The following is an 18,113-nucleotide window of genomic DNA, read 5'->3' as shown; positions in this document are numbered from 1 at the left end:
CGGCAAGGGTCGGGACAACACGCAACGGAGCAACGGACACGGCAACGCCTCCAGAGGCAGGATGGGAATCCTCTGGCGGCGGCTGGAGGTAACGATGGGCCGCATGATGCCGCATCTGCGGCTGCGGCGAAAGGCACCGGCTATCGCTGGATGCTGGGGCGCGCGATTGCGCGACCCTCCACCCGCCGCGTGCACGGACTCAATTGGCCTGGCGGCAGTCGCGCAGATGGACCCGCGACGGCCCGACGTCATCCACGGTGCCGGCCAAGGTCACCCAGTCATTCGGGCGCAACGTCCCGGCCAGGGCAGATTGATCGTCCGCCAGGGTGCACTCGACCGCGTAGTTGGCCCGGTTGCTGTCCCGGCCCTCGCGCAGGCGCAGCACCCCCTTCTTGCGGGTCACCAGATACGCCACCTCCACCGTCTTCCTGTCCAGCGGATCGACCGTGACCGTATAGACCTGCCCATCGATGCGCAGGCGCTGCCCGAGAAAGCGGATCTGCATCGGCTGGTACCCGGCATGCGGCGCCATCTTCCCGGTGAACGCGCCCTTCAGCCCGCTGGCATTGAGCGAGCGCTGCGTCGCCTCGCTCTCCTTCTCCAGCGCGACCGACAACGAGACCGCATCGATATCGATCACCTTGTCCGTGCCGCTGGCGCTGCGGGCCGCCGCGGCGATGGCGGCGCCCTCTTTGCCGGGCTTGAGCGAGTTCAGCAGGCCACACATCGCCGTCCGCGCGTTTTCCGGCGTCATGGTCTGGCCCGGCGCCAACCGTGTCCGCAGCGAGACCCGACCGCCCGCCTCGGCCGTTGTCAGCACCACCAGCGGCGGATTGGCACTGTTCGCCACCAGGTACAGCGTGCCCTTCTTCGGCGTGATCAGGTCGTTGCCGACCACGAACTTTTCCCGCACCGCGCCCGCGCGGACCTGGCCCAGGGCGCTGTCCACCGCCAGGCCCGGGACCGTCACCTGCGCGATGTAGACCTGCCCATTGCGCGCATCGCCCACGATCTGGAACCCGGCGTCGCAGCTGGCGGCGTGTGCCGCCGACGTCGAGGCCAGCAGCGCGATGGCAAGAAGGCGAATCCTGTAATTCGGCATGCACATGCTCCCTGTGGATGGCGTGGAAGGGATTCCTTTCCTGCCCGAGGGCCTGATCTTAAGTCAGCCCGGCGGCACGACACCATGAAGAAGGCCGGGCACCGGAAAGGGTGCCCGGCCTGCCCAGCGCCGACGCAACTCACCCTGCGGGCACGGGCGCATCTTCGGCGATCAGTCGCTCCTGCTTGAGCTCGGCCCACAGCCCGGACGGCACCGCGATCGCCATCGAGGCCACGTTGGCCTGCACCTGTTCGGCAGTGCGGGCACCGGGAATGATCGCCGAAACCACCTCGGGCGCGTCGGCGAACTGCAGCGCCACCGTGCGCAGGTCCACGCCGTGACGGTCGCAGACGGCCTGCACCTTCGCGCGCTTTTCCGGTGCCCACGACGGCACCGTGCCGTCGTAGAGATACCGGTCGCGACCGGCCAGGTAACCCGCCAACAGCGGCGAACCCACCACCACCGACGCGCCGTGTGCGGCGATCTTCGGGAAGGTCGCATGCAGGGCCTCGTCATGGTCCAGCAGCGAGTACTGGCAGGCCAGCAGGAAGATGTCCGGGTCCGCTTCGGCGATCGCGCGCAGGGCGGGCTCGGGGCGATTGACGCCGAACCCCCAGGCCTTGATCAGCCCCTCCTCGCGCATCCGGGTCAACGCCGGCATCGCGCCCTTCGCAGCCTCGGCGAAACGCTGCTCCCACGGCATCCCGAGATCTTTTTCGTTGTCTGGCGACAGGTCGTGGATGAACACCACGTCCAGCTGCGAGACACCGAGCCGGTTGAGGCTGTCCTCGACCGAACGGCGCACGCCATCGGCGGAATAGTCGTAGCGGTAGTGGAACGGCGACGGGTCCTGCCACATCGTGTCCTGCAGTTCGCCACGGGTTGCGGTCAGCAACCGCCCCACCTTGGTGGACAAGGTGTAATCGCGCGCCGGGTGGGTATGCAGATGATGACCATACCGCCGCTCGCTCAGACCCAGCCCGTACCACGGCGAGGTATCGAAACAGCGCACGCCTGCCGCATACGCGGCGGCCAGCGTCTGCTCGCTCTGCGCATCGGTGCTGGCCGCGAATCCGTTGCCGATCGCCACCCCACCTAGCCCCAGGCGGGTCAGCGGACGGTAACGCCCGCCCGGCTGCGCGGGGTTGCCCCGCAATGGCGTCGCCGCCGTTCGGCCCCGGGTGGGCAGCACGCTGCCCGGGCCGGCGGACTGCGCCATCAACGGCGAGGCGGCGAGCGCCGCGGTACCGGCAGCGGCAACGGAGAGGAAGTGGCGACGTGTGTTCACGGCGACTCCTGTTTCTGCGGGGTAAGCAGACAGCTTCGCAGAGCGGCGGTGCAGAGCATGCCTGCGCCGCGTCAAGGCAGCGGCAACAGTTCGCCTTCCCGTCTTGCCGTTGCTCAGCCCTGGTCCGCGCCGGCGGCGAGCAGCATCGACTCGATCTCGCGGTAGCCGCGCCGGCGCGCATGCTGCAAGGGGGTGACGCCGTCACCGTCGGCCAGGTTCACATCCGCCTTCGCGTCGATCAGCTGACGGACGATCTGCACGTGCCGGGGACCGCCATCACTCAGGATGATCGCCTCCAGCAGTGCAGTCCATTGCAGGTTGTTGACGTGATCCACATTGACGCCGGCCGCGATGAGCATCGCCACCGCCTGCACATGCCCGCGTTCGGCAGCCGGAATGAGTGCGGTGCCCCCGTAGCGGTTGGTGCTCTTCAGATCCGCGCCGGCCGCCAGGGTCGCCTGCAGGATTTCCAGATGCCCTCGCGCCCCGGCGTAGAGGTACGGGCTGTCGTGGATCGCATCCTTGGCATTCACGTCGGCACCGGCCTGGATCAGCGCACGCGCTGCATCCACGTGGTTGTGGCGGGTGGCCACCAGCAGCGGCGTCGCCTTGGCTGCATCGCGTGCGTCCACCGCCGCGCCCTGCCCCAGCAGCGTCCGCACGGCCGCGTCATCGCCCTTTTCCGCCGCCCGATGCAGGCGCTCGTCCAACGATGCAGCACTGACCGGCATGACCATGCCCATCAGCATGCCCAGGACCACCCAGCCACGTAGCGACATCCGTTGAATCGACATTCTTGCTCCTTACGCCGGCAGCGCCAGGGGATGTCGGCGCTCGACAAGACCGTAGCCGAGCCGCCGTTGCAGCACCAATGAAGAATGCGGATCGAGGTCATGTGCCGTTCGAATAGTCCCGCCGAGCCCCCCTCCCGACGTCATGCGAGGCTGCGCTGTAGTCACTACTAAAACGCATCCCCTGCTGCATCACACCTCATGTGGCGTGCGTGATCTCGCGCCAGGCGGCGGCGTTCCACCGCGCCGGGCTGGCAGCGGCGGCACCTGCAGCGGGGCGGCGGGTCTGCGCGAGGACTACGGCGATCACTGCTACACCGCCTGCCTGATCGACCCGAATGGGCACAGGATCAAGGCGGTGATCCACGCACCGATCCAGTCGCCCGGCAGCGCGAGCCCGCCCCGCGCGAGCCAAAGAAAAAGGCCTCCGTGCTCGCGCACGAAGGCCTTTTCTACTACTGGCGGAGCGGGAGGGATTCGAACCCTCGATAGAGTTTTAAGCCCTATACTCCCTTAGCAGGGGAGCCCCTTCAGCCACTCGGGCACCGCTCCAGTGTTCTGGTTCCGCCGCTGCCGTGTTTCATCTCAGCGGGGGCGCGAATAATAACGTTTTCCGCGCCCGAAGGTAAAGCCTTAATCCGAAGAATTTTCACTTCCGGATGCATTCGGCTCATCGCCGCGCTGGATCCGCTGGTAAATCTCTTCGCGGTGCACGGCCACGTCCTTCGGAGCGGTGATACCGATACGCACCTGGTTGCCCTTGACGCCGAGCACGGTCACGCTGACCGAGTCACCGATCATCAGGGTTTCGCCTACGCGGCGAGTCAGGATCAACATTTTTGCAAGTCTCCAGGGAACCGGTGGATCTTCCCCACCGGCTCGGCGCCCAGCCAAGGAACGCCACACGACAAAGGGAAAGGATTCGCCATAGTACCGTCAGGCCTCCCGCCCCTTCAAGGAGCAGGAGGCTTCAGGGTGTTCAGATACGGGGGGTGACCCAACCCACGACTGCGGCAAGCGCAGAAGCAAGGGCGGGCCCGTCCTCGCCACCACCCTGGGCGAGATCCGGGCGGCCGCCGCCCTTGCCCCCGATCTGACTGGCGATGTGGGACAACAGTTCCCCGGCCTTGACCTTGCCCATTGCACTGCCGTTCACGCCCGCAACCAGCGCGGCCTTGCCATCCTGGGTACCGGCCAGCACGATCACCGCATCGCCCAGCTGCTGCTTGAGGCGGTCCATCGCGTCGCGCAGTGCCTTGGCATCGAAGCCTTCCAGGCGCGAGGCCAGGATCTTGACGCCATTGACCTCCACCGCCGCCGCACCGAGATCGGCGGTGGCACCGGCGGCCTGCTTGGCCTTGAGTGCGTCCAGTTCGCGTTCGAGCTTCTTCTGGCGCTCACCGAGCTGGCGGATCTTGTCGACCACGTCGCCGGCATTGCCGCCGAGCAGTGCGGCCGCTTCACTCAGCTGCGCTTCCTCATGGGCCACGTAATCCAGGGCGCCCTGCCCGGTCACCGCTTCGATGCGGCGCACGCCCGAGGACACGCCGCCTTCGGAGGTGATCTTGAACAGGCCGATGTCGCCCGTGCGCGAGACATGCGTACCGCCACACAGTTCGGTGGAGTAGTCGCCCATCTTCAGCACGCGCACATGCTCGCCGTACTTCTCGCCGAACAGCGCCATCGCGCCGAAGTCGAGCGCTTCCTGCATGCCCATGGTGTGGACTTCAGCGGCGTTGTTGGCACGCACCTGCTCGTTGACCTTGCGCTCGATGACCGCCAGGTCCCCGGCGCTGATCGGCGCGAAGTGCGAGAAGTCGAAGCGCAGGCGATCGGGCGCGACCAGCGAGCCCTTCTGCTGCACGTGGGTGCCCAGCACTTCGCGCAGGGCGGCATGCAGCAGGTGGGTGGCCGAGTGGTTGAGGATGGTTGCGCCGCGGCGCTGGCCATCCACCTGGCCGGACAGCACGTCGCCGACCTTGAGGCTGCCCTCCGTGAGCTTGCCCACGTGCCCATGGAACTGGCCCGCGAACTTCTGGGTGTCGCTGACGTCCACCTGCACGCCGGCGCCGGACAGGGTGCCGTTGTCGCCGACCTGGCCACCGGACTCGGCGTAGAACGGGGTCTGCTGGGTCAGCACGATGACGTCGTCACCGGCCTGGGCACGCTCCACCGGGCGGCCGTCCTTGAGGATGGCGACCACGGTGAGGTCGTCGGCCTGCAGACGGTCGTACCCGAGGAACACGGTCGGCTTGAGCGTGGCGACCAGATCGGCCGACAGGGTCACGCCGCCGCCAAACTTGCCGGCCGCGCGCGCGGTCTCGCGCTGGGTGTCCATCGCGGCATTGAAGCCGTCGATGTCCACGGTCAGGTTGCGCTCGCGCGCGATGTCCTGGGTGAGATCGAGCGGGAAGCCGTAGGTGTCGTACAGGCGGAACGCATCCGCGCCCGGGATCACGCCGTTGCCGACCTTGGCCGCCACGTCGTCGAAGATCTTCATGCCCGAGTCGAGGGTTTCAGCGAAACGCTCTTCTTCGGCCTGCAGGGCGCGCACGACGGTGTCGGCCTGCGCCGGCAGTTCCGGATAGGCCACGCCCATCTGCTCGACCAGGGTCGGCACCAGCTTGCTGAAGAACGGCTGGCGCACGCCCAGCATCCAGCCATGGCGCAGGGCGCGACGGATGATCCGGCGCAGCACGTAGCCGCGACCTTCGTTGGACGGCAGCACGCCATCGACGATCAGGAACGAGCAGGCGCGGATGTGATCGGCGATCACGCGCAGCGACTTGTTCTCCAGATCGGCCATGCCGGTCAGTTCGCTGGCCTTGCGGATCAGCGCCTGGAACAGGTCGATTTCATAGTTGGTGTGGACGTGCTGCAGAATCGCGGCCAGACGCTCCAGGCCCATGCCGGTATCCACGCACGGGGCCGGCAGCGGCACCAGGGTGCCGTCGGGCTGGCGGTCGAACTGCATGAAGACCAGGTTCCAGATCTCGATGAAGCGGTCGCCGTCTTCATCCGGCGAGCCCGGCGGGCCACCGGCGATGTGGTCGCCATGGTCGTAGAAGATCTCGGTGCACGGGCCGCACGGGCCGGTTTCGGCCATCTGCCAGAAGTTGTCCGAGGCAAACGGCGCGCCCTTGTTGTCGCCGATGCGCACGATCCGGTCTTCCGGAATGCCGATCATGTCGCGCCACAGCGCGTAGGCCTCGTCATCGGTCTGGTAAACGGTGACCAGCAGACGCTCGGCGGGCAACTTCCAGACCTGGGTCAACAGCTCCCACGCCCAGGCGATGGCATCCTTCTTGAAGTAGTCGCCGAACGACCAGTTGCCCAGCATTTCGAAGAAGGTGTGGTGGCGCGCGGTATAGCCGACCTGGTCCAGATCGTTGTGCTTGCCACCGGCGCGCAGGCAGCGCTGGACGTCCGCGGCGCGCACGTAGCTGCGCTTCTCGGCGCCAAGGAATACGTCCTTGAACTGCACCATGCCGGAGTTGGTGAACAGCAGGGTCGGATCATTGCCCGGCACCAGCGGCGCCGACGGCACGATGGTGTGGCCCTTTCCCTTGAAGAATTCAAGGAAATCGCTGCGGATCTGGGAGGTAGTGAATTTGACGGATGCGTTCATGGGGGCTGGCTTTGTGCGGGCCGGCCGGTCCTTGGCACACAGCCCCAATGGCCGGGTGTCGCTGCAGGACCGCCGAAACCACAAAGGGTATCAGGCCCGGGGCCCTCAGTCGTCAGGGTCGTAACGGGTGGCGCGGCGGATGGTATCCCCGTCGAAGCCCCGCCGGGCCAGCAGATCGGCCGCTTTGCGGCGCTGGGCCAGCTCCTGCGGGCCGCTGTCGCCGAAGCGGCGGCAGACCAGATCACGCGCATTCTCGCCCCAATCGCCCTCGAAGGTGTCCATGGCCAGGGCGATCTGCTCGCTGTCCAGGCCGTGGGTACCCAGTTCGGCGCGGATATGGAGGGGGCCGTAGCCGGTATTGGCGCGGATGCGCACCAGGTTCTCGGCGAACCGGGTGTCGTCCTGCCAGCCGGCCTCGCTCAGTTTGTCCACCGCCGCCACCGCAGCCTCGGTTTCGATGCCCCGGGCCTGCAGCTTGCGGGTCAACTCCTTGCGGGAGTGCTCGCGGCGCACCAGCAGGCCCAGCGCCCGCTGGACCGGGGTCTGTTCGATGACACGGCGTTTACGGCGCGGTGCCGGGGCGTCGGAGTCCTGCATGGCAACCTTTCAATCAGATGCGCCGTCCCTGGCGCTCCCCCCGTCGGGGGAATACGGAAACCGCGGGACAGGGCTGGCGTCACTGACGGCGCCGCCCTGCCCCGCAGGAAACTTACTCGTCGGCGTCCTCGGCGTCGTCGCCGCCTTCGCGTGAGGCTTCGGCCGGCTGGAACTTCTCGCGCAGTTCGGCTTCCAGGCGCTGGGCGATCTGCGGGTTGTCGCGCAGGTAGCCGCGGGCGTTGTCCTTGCCCTGACCAATGCGCTCTTCACCGTAGCTGTACCAGGCGCCGGCCTTCTCGACCAGCTTGGCGTCCACGCCCATGTCGATCAGTTCGCCTTCGCGGCTGATGCCTTCGCCGTACAGGATCTCGGTGATGACCTGCTTGAACGGGGGCGCCAGCTTGTTCTTGACGACCTTGATCTTGGTCTGGTTGCCAATGATCTCATCGCCCTTCTTGATCGCGCCGATGCGGCGGATGTCCAAGCGCACCGAGGCATAGAACTTCAGCGCATTGCCGCCGGTGGTCACTTCCGGGCTCTGGCCCGGCATCATGACGCCGATCTTGTGGCGCAGCTGGTTGATGAACACCACCAGCGTGTTGGAACGCTTGATGTTGCCGGTCAGCTTGCGCAGCGCCTGGCTCATCAGGCGGGCCTGCAGGCCCGGCAGCTGGTCGCCCATTTCGCCTTCGATTTCGGCCTTGGGGGTCAGCGCGGCGACCGAGTCGACCACCACGATATCCACCGAGCCGGAGCGGACCAGCATGTCGGCGATTTCCAGCGCCTGCTCACCGGTATCCGGCTGGGACAGCAGCAGGTCATCGACATTGACGCCCAGCTTGGCCGCGTAGATCGGATCCAGGGCGTGCTCGGCATCGATGAAGGCGGCGGTGCCGCCCTTCTTCTGGCATTCGGCGATCGCCTGCAGGGTCAGGGTGGTCTTGCCCGAGGACTCCGGGCCGTAGATTTCCACGACACGGCCCTTGGGCAGGCCGCCGATGCCGAGTGCGATGTCCAGCATCAGCGAACCGGTCGGAATGACCTCGACCGCTTCGACGACGCGGTCGCCCATGCGCATCACGGCGCCCTTGCCGAACTGCTTTTCGATCTGGCCCAGGGCGGCGGTAAGGGCGCGCTTTTTGTTCTCGTCCATCGGAGTGGTCCTTGCAGAGGTCGTATCGGTGGAGGTGCTGTCTTTGGAAGTCTTCTTGGCCATGGGGTCACTTTAAGGCTGGCGTATCGCACAGGCTGAGATTCTGCCCGGCGTTCGGAAAAAAATTATCGGACATCCGTACCAACCTCAGCGGAACCAGAGAATCGCCACAAAAGACCGTGCAGGTAGTGCGTAATGGAAGGATCAGCGGTTGGGGCGCAGCAGGCCGCAGTACAGGCCTTCGATCGCGAAATCCTGGTCGGGCAGGACTTCGATCGGCTTGTAGTCCGGATTGCGCGGCAGCAGGCGGATGCGGTCCTTGCCCATCTTCAGCAGCTTGACGGTGATCTCGTCATCGATCCGCGCCACGACGATCTGGCCGGAGCGGGCGTCGCGGGTGCGGTGCACACCGATGAGATCGCCGTCGAAGATGCCTTCGTCGATCATCGAGTCGCCCTGCACCTTGAGCAGATAATCCGGCGCGGGCGAGAAGAACACCCGGTCCAGCACCACGAAATCGTCAGAGCCGATGTCCGCCCCGATGGGCAGACCCGCTGCGACCCGGCCCAGTACCGGCAGGCGCAGTACGTGGTCCGGCAGCGCGGGTACCGACAGCGAGGCAGGCAGGCCGTCCTGCAAGGGCGGCGCCTGCACCAGCCGGATGCCGCGGGCCTGGCCGGGGATGCGGCGGATCGCCCCCGCCTGCTCCAACGCCTCCAAGTGGTACTGGGCGGCGCGCACGCCCTTGAAGCCAAAGGCGCGTGCGATTTCAGTCTGCGACGGCGGTGCGCCATCGGTCTCGATACGCTCGGCGATCAACTGCAGGATCGCCTGCTGGGTGTCGGTCAGTTCCATGGTTAGTAGTATTACTACTAACAAGGCGGGCACGCAAGTGCCCTCCGAAGAAGAGCAGGAAGCAATGGGATCATCCCCCCCCCCACCAAAGCCCTCAGCAGTTCGTAGCCACCGACCGTTGGTCGGTGACCGCGCGCACGCGCGGCAATGCGTGACGGTGCGGTCGCGCGTCGGTTTCTCTCTTGTCTCCGGGGTTTAACCCATGCAACCCCATGGGTCAGACGCTCATGGGCGGCAGACGAAGGGCAGCGATCATAAGAGGCGCCCCGGGAAAAGCAGCCGACCAACGGTCGGCTCTACCGAGGTGGGCACGCAAGTGCCCACCGAAGAAGAGCAGGAAGCAATGGGATCGTCCCACCCCCACCGAAGCCCTCAGCGGTTCGTAGCCACCGACCGTTGGTCGGTGACCGCGCGCACGCGCGGCAATGCGTGACGGCGCGGTCGCGTGTCGGATTCGGCCTTGTCTCCGGGGTTTAAGCCGTGCAACCCCATGGGTCAGGCGCTCATGGGCGGCAGACGAAGGGCGGCGATCATGAGAGGCGCGCCCGGGAAAAGCAGCCGACCAACGGTCGGCTCTACCGAGGTGGGCACGCAAGTGCCCACCGAAGAAGAGCAGGAAGCAATCGGATCATCCCACCCCCACCGAAGCGCTCAGCAGTTCGTAGCCACCGACCGTTGGTCGGTGACCGCGCGCACGCGCGGCAATGCGTGACGGCGCGGCCGCGTGTCGGTTTCGGCCTTGTCTCCGGGGTTTAGCCTATGCAACCCCAAGGGTCAGACGCTCATGGGCGGCAGACGAAGGGCGGCGATCATATGAGGCGCCCCGGGAAAAGCAGCCGACCAACGGTCGGCTCTACCGAGGTGGGCATGCAAATGCCCACCGAAGAAGAGCAGGAAGCAATGGGATCATCCCACCCCCACCGAAGCCGTCGTAGCCACCGACCGTTGGTCGGTGACCGCGCGCACGCGCGGCAATGCGTGACGGCGCGGCCGCGTGTCGGTTTCGGCCTTGTCTCCGGGGTTTAAGCCGTGCAACCCCATGGGTCAGGCGCTCATGGGCGGCGGACGAAGGGCAGCGATCATAAGAGGCGCCCCGGGAAAATCAGCCGACCAACGGTCGGCTCTACCCAGGTGGGCACGCAAGTGCCCACCGAAGAAGAGCAGGAAGCAATGGGATCGTCCCACCCCCACCGAAGCCCTCAGCGGTTCGTAGCCACCGACCGTTGGTCGGTGACCGCGCGCACGCGCGGCAATGCGTGACGGTGCGCTTGCGTGTCGGTTTCTCTCTTGTCTCCGGGGTTTAACCCATGCAACCCCATGGGTCAGGCGCTCATGGGCGGCAGACGAAGGGCAGCGATCATAAGCGCCGGGAAAAGCAGCCGACCAACGGTCGGCTCTACCGAGGTGGGCACGCAAGTGCCCACCGAAGAAGAGCAGGAAGCAATCGGATCATCCCACCCCCACCGAAGCCGTCGTAGCCACCGACCGTTGGTCGGTGACCGCGCGCACGCGCGGCAATGCGTGACGGCGCGCTTGCGTGTCGGTTTCTCTCTTGTCTCCGGGGTTTAACCCATGCAACCCCATGGGTCAGGCGCTCATGGGCGGCGGACGAAGGGCAGCGTCGGGCCGGCGATCATATGAGCCGGCCGGGAAAAGCAGCCGACCAACGGTCGGCTCTACCGAGGTGGGCACGCACGTGCCCACCGAAGAAGAGCAGGAAGCAATGGGATCATCCCACCCCCACCAAAGCCCTCAGCAGTTCGTAGCCACCGACCGTTGGTCGGTGACCGCGCGCACGCGCGGCAATGCGTGACGGTGCGGTCGCGTGTCGGTTTCGGTCTTGTCTCCGGGGCTTAGCCCGTGCAACCCCATGGGTCAGGCGCTCATGGGCGGCGGACGAAGGGCAGCGATCAGGCCGGCGCTCATATGAGGCGCCCTGGGACAAGGCAGCCGACCAACGGTGGGCTCTACGGGGTTGGGTCGCGGGTGCCGAAGGACGGAAGGACGGAAGGCCGGCGGTCATGAGCGCCCCGGGAAAAGCAGCCGACCAACGGTCGGCTCTACGCGTGCTTTGCCGCGCTGGCGGCACGGCGCGGGGACCTGCGGATCCCGGCGGCAGGAGTCCTATGGGTTCTTGCCGCTGCGCCAGATCGAGAACAGGATCCACACGCCGCAGACGCCGGCGCCGACGAAGCCCGCCACGCCGAGCGCCAGCAGCCAGCGGCTGGAGACGCCGCCCACGCTGTGCATCACGATGGACGAGCCGATGATCAGCGCGGCCGTCACGATGCCCATGACAAGGCGGTTGGCGGCACGATTGACCTGGTCGCCAAACCCCTGCAACGCGGTGGTTTCCACCTTCAACTGCAGCCGGCCGCGGCGCGCCATCTGCAACAGGCGGCGCACGTCGCGTGGCAGGTCGCCAAGCAGGTCCATCACCCCGACCAGGCTGCGCTTGCCGCGCTTCAGCACGGCACCGGGCGCATAGCGCTGCCACATCACCCGCTCCAGGTAGGGGCGCGCGGCGCTGGCCATGTCGAACTGCGGGTCGAGCTGACGCCCCATGCCCTCCAGGGTCAGGAAGGTCTTGATCATCAGCGCCAGGTCGGCCGGAAGGGTCAGCGCGTACTGACGCAGCAGCGTGGTGATGTTGCCCAGCATCAGCCCCATGTGCAGGTCTTTGAGCGGCACGCCGCGGTACTGGTCGACGAAGGTGCTGATGTCCTGCTGGAGGCGCGATTCGTCCACGTCCACGCCGCCGGCCCAGTCCAGCAGCACGTCAGCCACCGACTCCGGCTCCTGGTTGACCAGCCCGTGCAGCAGTTGCGCGACCTGGAAGCGACGTTGTTCGGAGATCGCCCCGACCATGCCGAAATCGATCACCCCGATACGCCCGTCGCGCAGGTAGATGATGTTGCCCGGGTGCGGGTCGGCGTGGAAACAGCCGTCTTCGAGCACCATCTTGAGCACGATATGGGCGCCACGGCGGGCGAGTTGGACGCGGTCCAGGCCGGCCGCATCGACGCCGGGCAGATCGCGCCCGGGAATGCCGTCGACGAAATCCTGCACGTTCAGGCTTTCGCAGGTCCACTGCCAGTGCACGTTGGGGATCAGGATGTCCTGGCGGCCCTGGAAATTGCGCGCGATGCGCTCGGCATTGCGGCATTCGGCGGCGAAGTCCAGCTCACGGCGCAAGGAGACCTGGAACTGCTGCACCACTTCGGCCGGGCGGTAGCGCTGCAGGTCTGGCAGGCGCGCCTCGACGATCTCGGCCAGTCGCGCGAGCAGGCGCAGGTCGGCCTCGATCACCTCGCGGATCCCCGGCCGGCGGATCTTCAACACCACCGCGGTACCGTCCTGCAGCGTGGCGCGATGCGCCTGCGCCAGCGAGGCGGCGGCCATCGGGGTTTCATCCAGCCACGCGAACACCTCGGTCGCCGGCGCGCCGAGGTCGGCCTCCAGCTGGTCGCGGACCTGCGCGTACGGCAGCGGCGGCACCGCGTTCTGCAGTTCGGAGAATTCGGCGATCCAGTCCGGCGAAAACAGGTCCACGCGGGTGGCCAGCACCTGGCCGAGCTTGACGAACGTCGGCCCCAGGTCTTCCATCGCGCGACGCACCCGCACCGGGGCGGTCATGCGCAGCATCTCCGTGTCATTCCAGTGCAGCAGGCGCCCGGCGCGCTCGAGCACGTCGGCCAGGCCGATCCGGCGCACGAGGTCGCCAAAGCCATAGCGGATCAGGACCGAGGCTATTTCCTGCAATCGCCCCAGGTCACGCACGGTTCCCAGCGTTTCCCACATCGGTGCAACTCCTGTCCACGCACACCGTGAGGATGTCACACCGGGGCGAAAATTCCCGTCAGGGCCTGCTGCACGGTTTGCCGGCGGATGGCGTCACGGTCGCCGGCAAACTGGAACAGCTGCGCCCGGGCATAACCACCGCGCTGCTTCCAGCCGATCCAGACGCTGCCGACCGGCTTGTCCGGGCTGCCGCCGCCGGGCCCGGCGATGCCGGTGACCGCCACGGCAACGCCGCCGCCGGAATTGACCAGCGCGCCGGACACCATCTCCAGCACGGTCTCGCGGCTGACCGCCCCGAACTGCTCCAGCGTCTGCGCGCGAACGCCCAGCAGGCGCTGCTTGGCTTCGTAGCTGTACACCACCATCCCGCAGTCGAAGAATGCCGACGAACCGGCAATATCGGTCATCGCCTTGGCGATCCAGCCGCCGCTGCAGCTTTCGGCACTGACCAGTTGCAGCGAGGCCTGCTGCAGGCGCTGGCCGACCTCTCGGGCAAGGACGCCGAGGTCGGCATCGGTGGGGACGCTCATGGAAATCCTGGTTCATCGGGGGACGGACGCCCCCTTTTTTAGCCGAATTCGACCGTCATGTCCCGTCCACGCGGCGCAACGACGTGTCGCGCCCGTGGAGCTGCCGCCGATCGGCGCGCAGGGCAGCCGGCGCGGGGCCGGCCACCACGGGTTACCACTCGGGCAGCTTCTCCGGCAGCAGCGCGCGGATGGGTTCACCGCCCTCGCCTGCGGCCAGCTTCTCGGCCTCGGCGATCGGCAGGTCGACGTCCAGCAGCCAGCCGTCTTCGTCGGCCTGTTCGCGGCGCACCACTTCCAGCTGGTGCAGGCGCGACCGCAAGCGGCCCGCGCTGGGCGGCAGGCGCAGTTCGCCGGTGACGTGCTGCAGGCCCAGGCGCTTGCCCAGCACCGACTGCAGCAACGGCAGGCCCGCCCCGTCGCGCGCGGAAATCCATACCCGTTCGCGGCGGGCGTCGTCGGGGATGCCGTCCTGCGCGTCGTGTCGGACGTCGGCGCCGTCGATGCGGTCGATCTTGTTGAACACCAGCAACTGCGGCAGGTCGCCCGCCCCCACCTCGGTCAACACTTCGTCGACCTGCGCGATGCGCTCCTCACGGTGCGGATCGGCGGCATCGACGATGTGCAGCAGGAAGTCGGCTTCGCGCGCCTCGCTCAGCGTGGAGCGGAACGCGGCGACCAGTTCGTGCGGAAGGTCGCGGACAAAGCCCACGGTATCCGCGAGCACCACGCTGCCGCCCGGCACGATGATCCGGCGCACGGTCGGGTCGAGGGTAGCGAACAGCTTGTCGGCGGCATAGGCCTCGGCGCCGGTCAGGGCGTTGAACAAGGTCGACTTGCCGGCATTGGTGTAGCCCACCAGGGCTACGCGCGGCAGTTCGCTGCGCACGCGGGCACGGCGCATCTGCGTGCGCTGCACTTCGACCTTCTCCAGCTTCTTCTGCAGCTGTTCGACGCGCTTCTGCAACAGGCGGCGATCGGTTTCCAGCTGGGTTTCACCCGGGCCGCGCAGACCGATGGCACCACCGCGCTGGCGCTCCAGATGGGTCCAGCCGCGCACCAGCCGGGTGGCCATGTGCCGCAACTGCGCCAGCTCGACCTGCAGCTTGCCTTCGTGGCTGTGCGCACGCTGGGCGAAGATGTCCAGGATCAGGCCGGTACGGTCGATCACCCGGCGCTCCAGGAAGCGCTCCAGGTTGCGCTCCTGCACCGGCGACAGCGAATGGTTGACCAGGATCAGGTCGGCGCCGGTGGCATCGGCGGCCGCCTTGACCTCGTCCAGCTTGCCCGTGCCGATCAGGATCGATGGGCTGGGTCGATCGATGCGCGCGGTCAACGTGGCCGCAATGCTGGCCCCGGCCGAGCGCGCCAGGTCGGTGAATTCTTCCAGCACGTCTTCTTCGAGCCGGCCGGCATGCGGCTGGATCAGGAGCGCGTGTTCGCCTCGCTTTGAACGGTCAAACACGCAGTTCTCCGGTAATACCGAACGGGTTACTCAACGTCGTCTTCACCTTGGACGCCATCGGCGCCACCTTCATTGGACTGCACATAGCCGCCGCCTGGGCCGACCCGCACATTGCGCGCCGGCACCACGGTCGAGATGGCGTGCTTGTACACCATCTGGCTCACCGTATTGCGCAGCAGCACCACGAACTGGTCGAACGATTCAATCGTTCCCTGCAGCTTGATGCCATTGACCAGATACACCGACACCGGCACGCGTTCGCGCCGAAGTGCATTCAGAAACGGATCCTGCAGCGATTGCCCCTTGGACATTGCGAACTCCTGATTATTGTTTTTATGGTCTTCCGGCAGTTCCGCGGCCCCCGCCGCCCACCGGAATCCTTGATGGTACACGGGCCGGAGGGGGGAAGGCGTGGAGTCAGCGTGCGACGAAGGCCGACACCGCATCCGCCAGGGAAGCCTGATCCAGATGGGGGTCGAACCAGCGCACATCAAGCTCCCCCCGCAGCCAGGTCAGCTGGCGCTTGGCCAGCTGGCGGGTGGCCTGGATGCCGCGTTCACGGAACTGGCTGGCGCTGCCCTGCCCGTCGAGGAACTCCCACGCCTGGCGATAGCCGACGGCGCGGATGGCAGGCAGGTCCAGCGGCGCGGCCACCCCGGCCATTTCCGGCAACGCACGCAGCGCCCGCACCTCGTCCAGCAGGCCCTGCGCCAGCATGGCGTCGAAACGGGCTTCGATGCGCTGGTGCAGGACGCTGCGCTCGCGCGGGGCCAGCACCAGCTTCAGGGTGCGCACCGACAGCCGGTCCACGCCGGGCAGCTTCTGCCAGTCACTGATCGGCGTGCCACTGAGCCGGTACACCTCCAGCGCGCGCTGGATGCGCTGCGGATCGGTGGCATGGATGCGCGCGGCCGCGGCCGGGTCGACCCTGGCCAGCTCGGCATGCAGCACCTGCCAGCCGTGGGCGTTGGCCTCCTCCGCGATGCGGGCACGGGTATCGGGGTCGGCCGGCGGCATCGGCGACAGGCCCTGCAGCAGGGCGCGGAAATACAGCCCGGTGCCGCCGGCCAGGATCGGGATGCGGCCGCGGGCCACGATGTCGGCCACCGCGCGCGCCGCATCCACCGCGAACTCGGCCGCCGAATAGGGTTGCCACGGATCGCGCAGGTCCAGCAGGTGGTGGGGCGCCTGCGCGCGCTCGGCGGCGTCGGGCTTGGCCGAACCGATGTCCAGCCCGCGATAGACCAGCGCGGAATCGACGCTGACGATCTCCCCGCCCAACTGGCGGGCGAGCGCGATCGCGGTGGCGGTCTTGCCCGAGGCGGTCGGGCCCATCACCGCGATCGCCAGCGGGCGGCGGTCGATGCCCATCAGTCCTCGTCCGGCCAACGCGGCATGGCCGGTGCCGCAGCGGCACGCGGCATCGGCACCGCATCCACCGCCGCCCAGACCTTGAGTGCGTCGACGGTGGCCGCCACGTCATGGACGCGCAGGATCGCCGCGCCGCGCTGGGCGGCGATCAGGTGCGCGGCGACCGAACCGGCCACGCGTTCGCGCGGCGCGGCCCGGCCGGTCAGCTCGCCGATGCTGCGCTTGCGCGACAGCCCGGCCAGCATCGGCACGCCCAGTTCCAGGAACCGCGCCGAGCGCGCCAGCAGGATCATGTTGTGTTCGGTGGTCTTGCCGAAGCCGAAGCCCAGGTCGATCACCAGGTTCTTTTTCGCGATGCCCGCCATTTCGGCGGCAAACAGGCGCTCGGCCAGGAACCGGTGCACCTCGGCGACCACGTCATCGTAATGTGGGGTGTCCTGCATGCTGCCGGGCTCGCCCTGCATGTGCATCAGCACCACCGGCACGCCGAGGTCGGCCGCCGCGGCCAGCGCGCCCGGCTGGCGCAGTGCGTGGATGTCGTTGAGCATGCCGGCGCCGGCGGCCACCGCGGCACGCATCACCTCCGGCTTGAAGGTGTCGATGCTGATCGGCACCGTGGTCTGCGCGGCCAGCTGCTCGATCACCGGGACCACCCGACGCAGCTCTTCGTCCAAGGGCACGGGCGCACTGCCCGGGCGGGTGGATTCGCCACCGATGTCCAGCAGGTCGGCCCCCTCGGCCACCAGTTGCAGGCCATGCGCGACCGCGGTCGCCAGCGTGTCGTGCGCGCCGCCATCGGAGAACGAATCCGGGGTGACGTTGACCACGCCCATCACGCGCGGGCGATCCAGCCGCAGCACGCGGCCGCCGCAATCAAGCTGGGGGGAAATGTCGAACATGGGCCGGTCCACGAAGTACGCCAGCGCGTAGTTTACGCCGGCGTACCCGGGTACCCGTCAGAAGTCGCCGAGGCGGGCGTTGTCGGTCGGATTGGCCAGCCATTCGGCCAGGTCGCCGCCGATCGCGGTGACCACGCGCTCCAGCACGTCGCAGGAGCCCTTGAAACCACCGAAGGCGCCACCGCGCGAGGTCCGTCGTGCCGTCACCGCGGCGACCTTCTGGCCGTCCTGGAACAGCACGCCACGCGCGGTCGCCGATTTGAAATGGCCTGAAAACGCATTGCCGGCGCTCTGCGCCTCCACCAACTCCAGCTGCAGCACGCGACCACTGCCGGGGCTCACCGGGGCGCTGTCGAACACGATCCGGTTGCCATGCGCGGGCGCACTGCTGCCGAGCGCGCTGGCCAGCTGCGTGCCCATCCGGCACTCGGCCTTGATGTTGTCGGCGATGTAGGCCGATTCGGAAAACGGCACCGGATCCTGCACGTGGATATCGGCCGCCAACGCAGGCGCGGTACAGCACAACAGCACCGCAAGCGCGGCGCACGACGAATGACGCATGGACTTCCCCCTGAAAAGTGGTGGCGCGAGCGCAGGCTGCGAACGGCGCCGGCTGCATCCTGCCGCGCCCGCCGC

General features: G+C 67.5%; 15 protein-coding genes and 1 tRNA gene. All 16 read right to left on the bottom strand.

Annotated elements, in window-relative coordinates:
- Nucleotides 1-199: 199 nt before the first annotated feature.
- Nucleotides 200-1,102 (bottom strand): hypothetical protein, encoded by a 903-nt coding sequence (locus tag AC1DGC_RS09940; RefSeq protein ID WP_478047755.1) that lies wholly within the window; start codon nt 1,100-1,102, stop codon nt 200-202.
- 139 nt (nt 1,103-1,241) lie between these two features.
- On the bottom strand, nt 1,242-2,390 hold the full coding sequence (locus tag AC1DGC_RS09935; RefSeq protein ID WP_478047754.1) for an aldo/keto reductase: 1,149 nt from the start codon (nt 2,388-2,390) through the stop codon (nt 1,242-1,244).
- 113 nt (nt 2,391-2,503) lie between these two features.
- Complete coding sequence (locus tag AC1DGC_RS09930) at nt 2,504-3,184, bottom strand: ankyrin repeat domain-containing protein (protein ID WP_478047753.1); 681 nt, start codon at nt 3,182-3,184, stop codon at nt 2,504-2,506.
- A 456-nt stretch (nt 3,185-3,640) separates the two neighbouring features.
- Nucleotides 3,641-3,733 (bottom strand) — tRNA-Ser (locus AC1DGC_RS09925).
- 81 nt (nt 3,734-3,814) lie between these two features.
- Nucleotides 3,815-4,018, bottom strand: a complete 204-nt coding sequence (gene csrA / locus AC1DGC_RS09920; protein WP_019183311.1) for a carbon storage regulator CsrA — start codon at nt 4,016-4,018, stop codon at nt 3,815-3,817.
- A 142-nt stretch (nt 4,019-4,160) separates the two neighbouring features.
- Nucleotides 4,161-6,809, bottom strand: a complete 2,649-nt coding sequence (gene alaS / locus AC1DGC_RS09915) for an alanine--tRNA ligase (RefSeq protein ID WP_259204621.1) — start codon at nt 6,807-6,809, stop codon at nt 4,161-4,163.
- 105 nt (nt 6,810-6,914) lie between these two features.
- On the bottom strand, nt 6,915-7,406 hold the full coding sequence (recX, locus tag AC1DGC_RS09910; RefSeq protein WP_478047752.1) for a recombination regulator RecX: 492 nt from the start codon (nt 7,404-7,406) through the stop codon (nt 6,915-6,917).
- Between the two features lie 112 nt (nt 7,407-7,518).
- Nucleotides 7,519-8,559, bottom strand: coding sequence for a recombinase RecA (gene recA, locus AC1DGC_RS09905; RefSeq protein WP_259204618.1), 1,041 nt, complete (start codon nt 8,557-8,559; stop codon nt 7,519-7,521).
- 204 nt (nt 8,560-8,763) lie between these two features.
- Nucleotides 8,764-9,414: a transcriptional repressor LexA gene (gene lexA, locus AC1DGC_RS09900; RefSeq protein ID WP_259204611.1), complete on the bottom strand. Its 651-nt coding sequence runs from the start codon at nt 9,412-9,414 to the stop codon at nt 8,764-8,766.
- A 2,124-nt stretch (nt 9,415-11,538) separates the two neighbouring features.
- A complete protein-coding gene (gene ubiB, locus AC1DGC_RS09895; protein ID WP_449336455.1) occupies nt 11,539-13,215 on the bottom strand; it encodes a 2-polyprenylphenol 6-hydroxylase in 1,677 nt (558 codons plus the stop codon).
- A 35-nt stretch (nt 13,216-13,250) separates the two neighbouring features.
- A complete protein-coding gene (locus AC1DGC_RS09890; protein ID WP_478047751.1) occupies nt 13,251-13,745 on the bottom strand; it encodes a CinA family protein in 495 nt (164 codons plus the stop codon).
- Between the two features lie 151 nt (nt 13,746-13,896).
- Nucleotides 13,897-15,207 (bottom strand): ribosome rescue GTPase HflX, encoded by a 1,311-nt coding sequence (gene hflX / locus AC1DGC_RS09885; RefSeq protein WP_259204608.1) that lies wholly within the window; start codon nt 15,205-15,207, stop codon nt 13,897-13,899.
- Nucleotides 15,208-15,233: 26 nt separating this feature from the next.
- A complete protein-coding gene (gene hfq / locus AC1DGC_RS09880) occupies nt 15,234-15,518 on the bottom strand; it encodes an RNA chaperone Hfq (RefSeq protein ID WP_038689130.1) in 285 nt (94 codons plus the stop codon).
- Between the two features lie 106 nt (nt 15,519-15,624).
- Complete coding sequence (gene miaA / locus AC1DGC_RS09875) at nt 15,625-16,578, bottom strand: tRNA (adenosine(37)-N6)-dimethylallyltransferase MiaA (RefSeq protein WP_478047750.1); 954 nt, start codon at nt 16,576-16,578, stop codon at nt 15,625-15,627.
- A complete protein-coding gene (gene folP / locus AC1DGC_RS09870; protein ID WP_478047749.1) occupies nt 16,578-17,477 on the bottom strand; it encodes a dihydropteroate synthase in 900 nt (299 codons plus the stop codon). The genes miaA and folP overlap by 1 nt, the downstream gene beginning before the upstream one ends.
- A 57-nt stretch (nt 17,478-17,534) precedes the next feature.
- Nucleotides 17,535-18,038, bottom strand: coding sequence for a hypothetical protein (locus AC1DGC_RS09865; RefSeq protein ID WP_394164455.1), 504 nt, complete (start codon nt 18,036-18,038; stop codon nt 17,535-17,537).
- Nucleotides 18,039-18,113 lie beyond the last annotated feature (75 nt).

The sequence above is a fragment of the Stenotrophomonas sp. 05N37 genome (assembly GCF_056397365.1).
The sequence above is the reverse complement of the archived record's forward strand: the minus strand, read 5'-3'. Positions and strand labels throughout refer to the sequence as shown.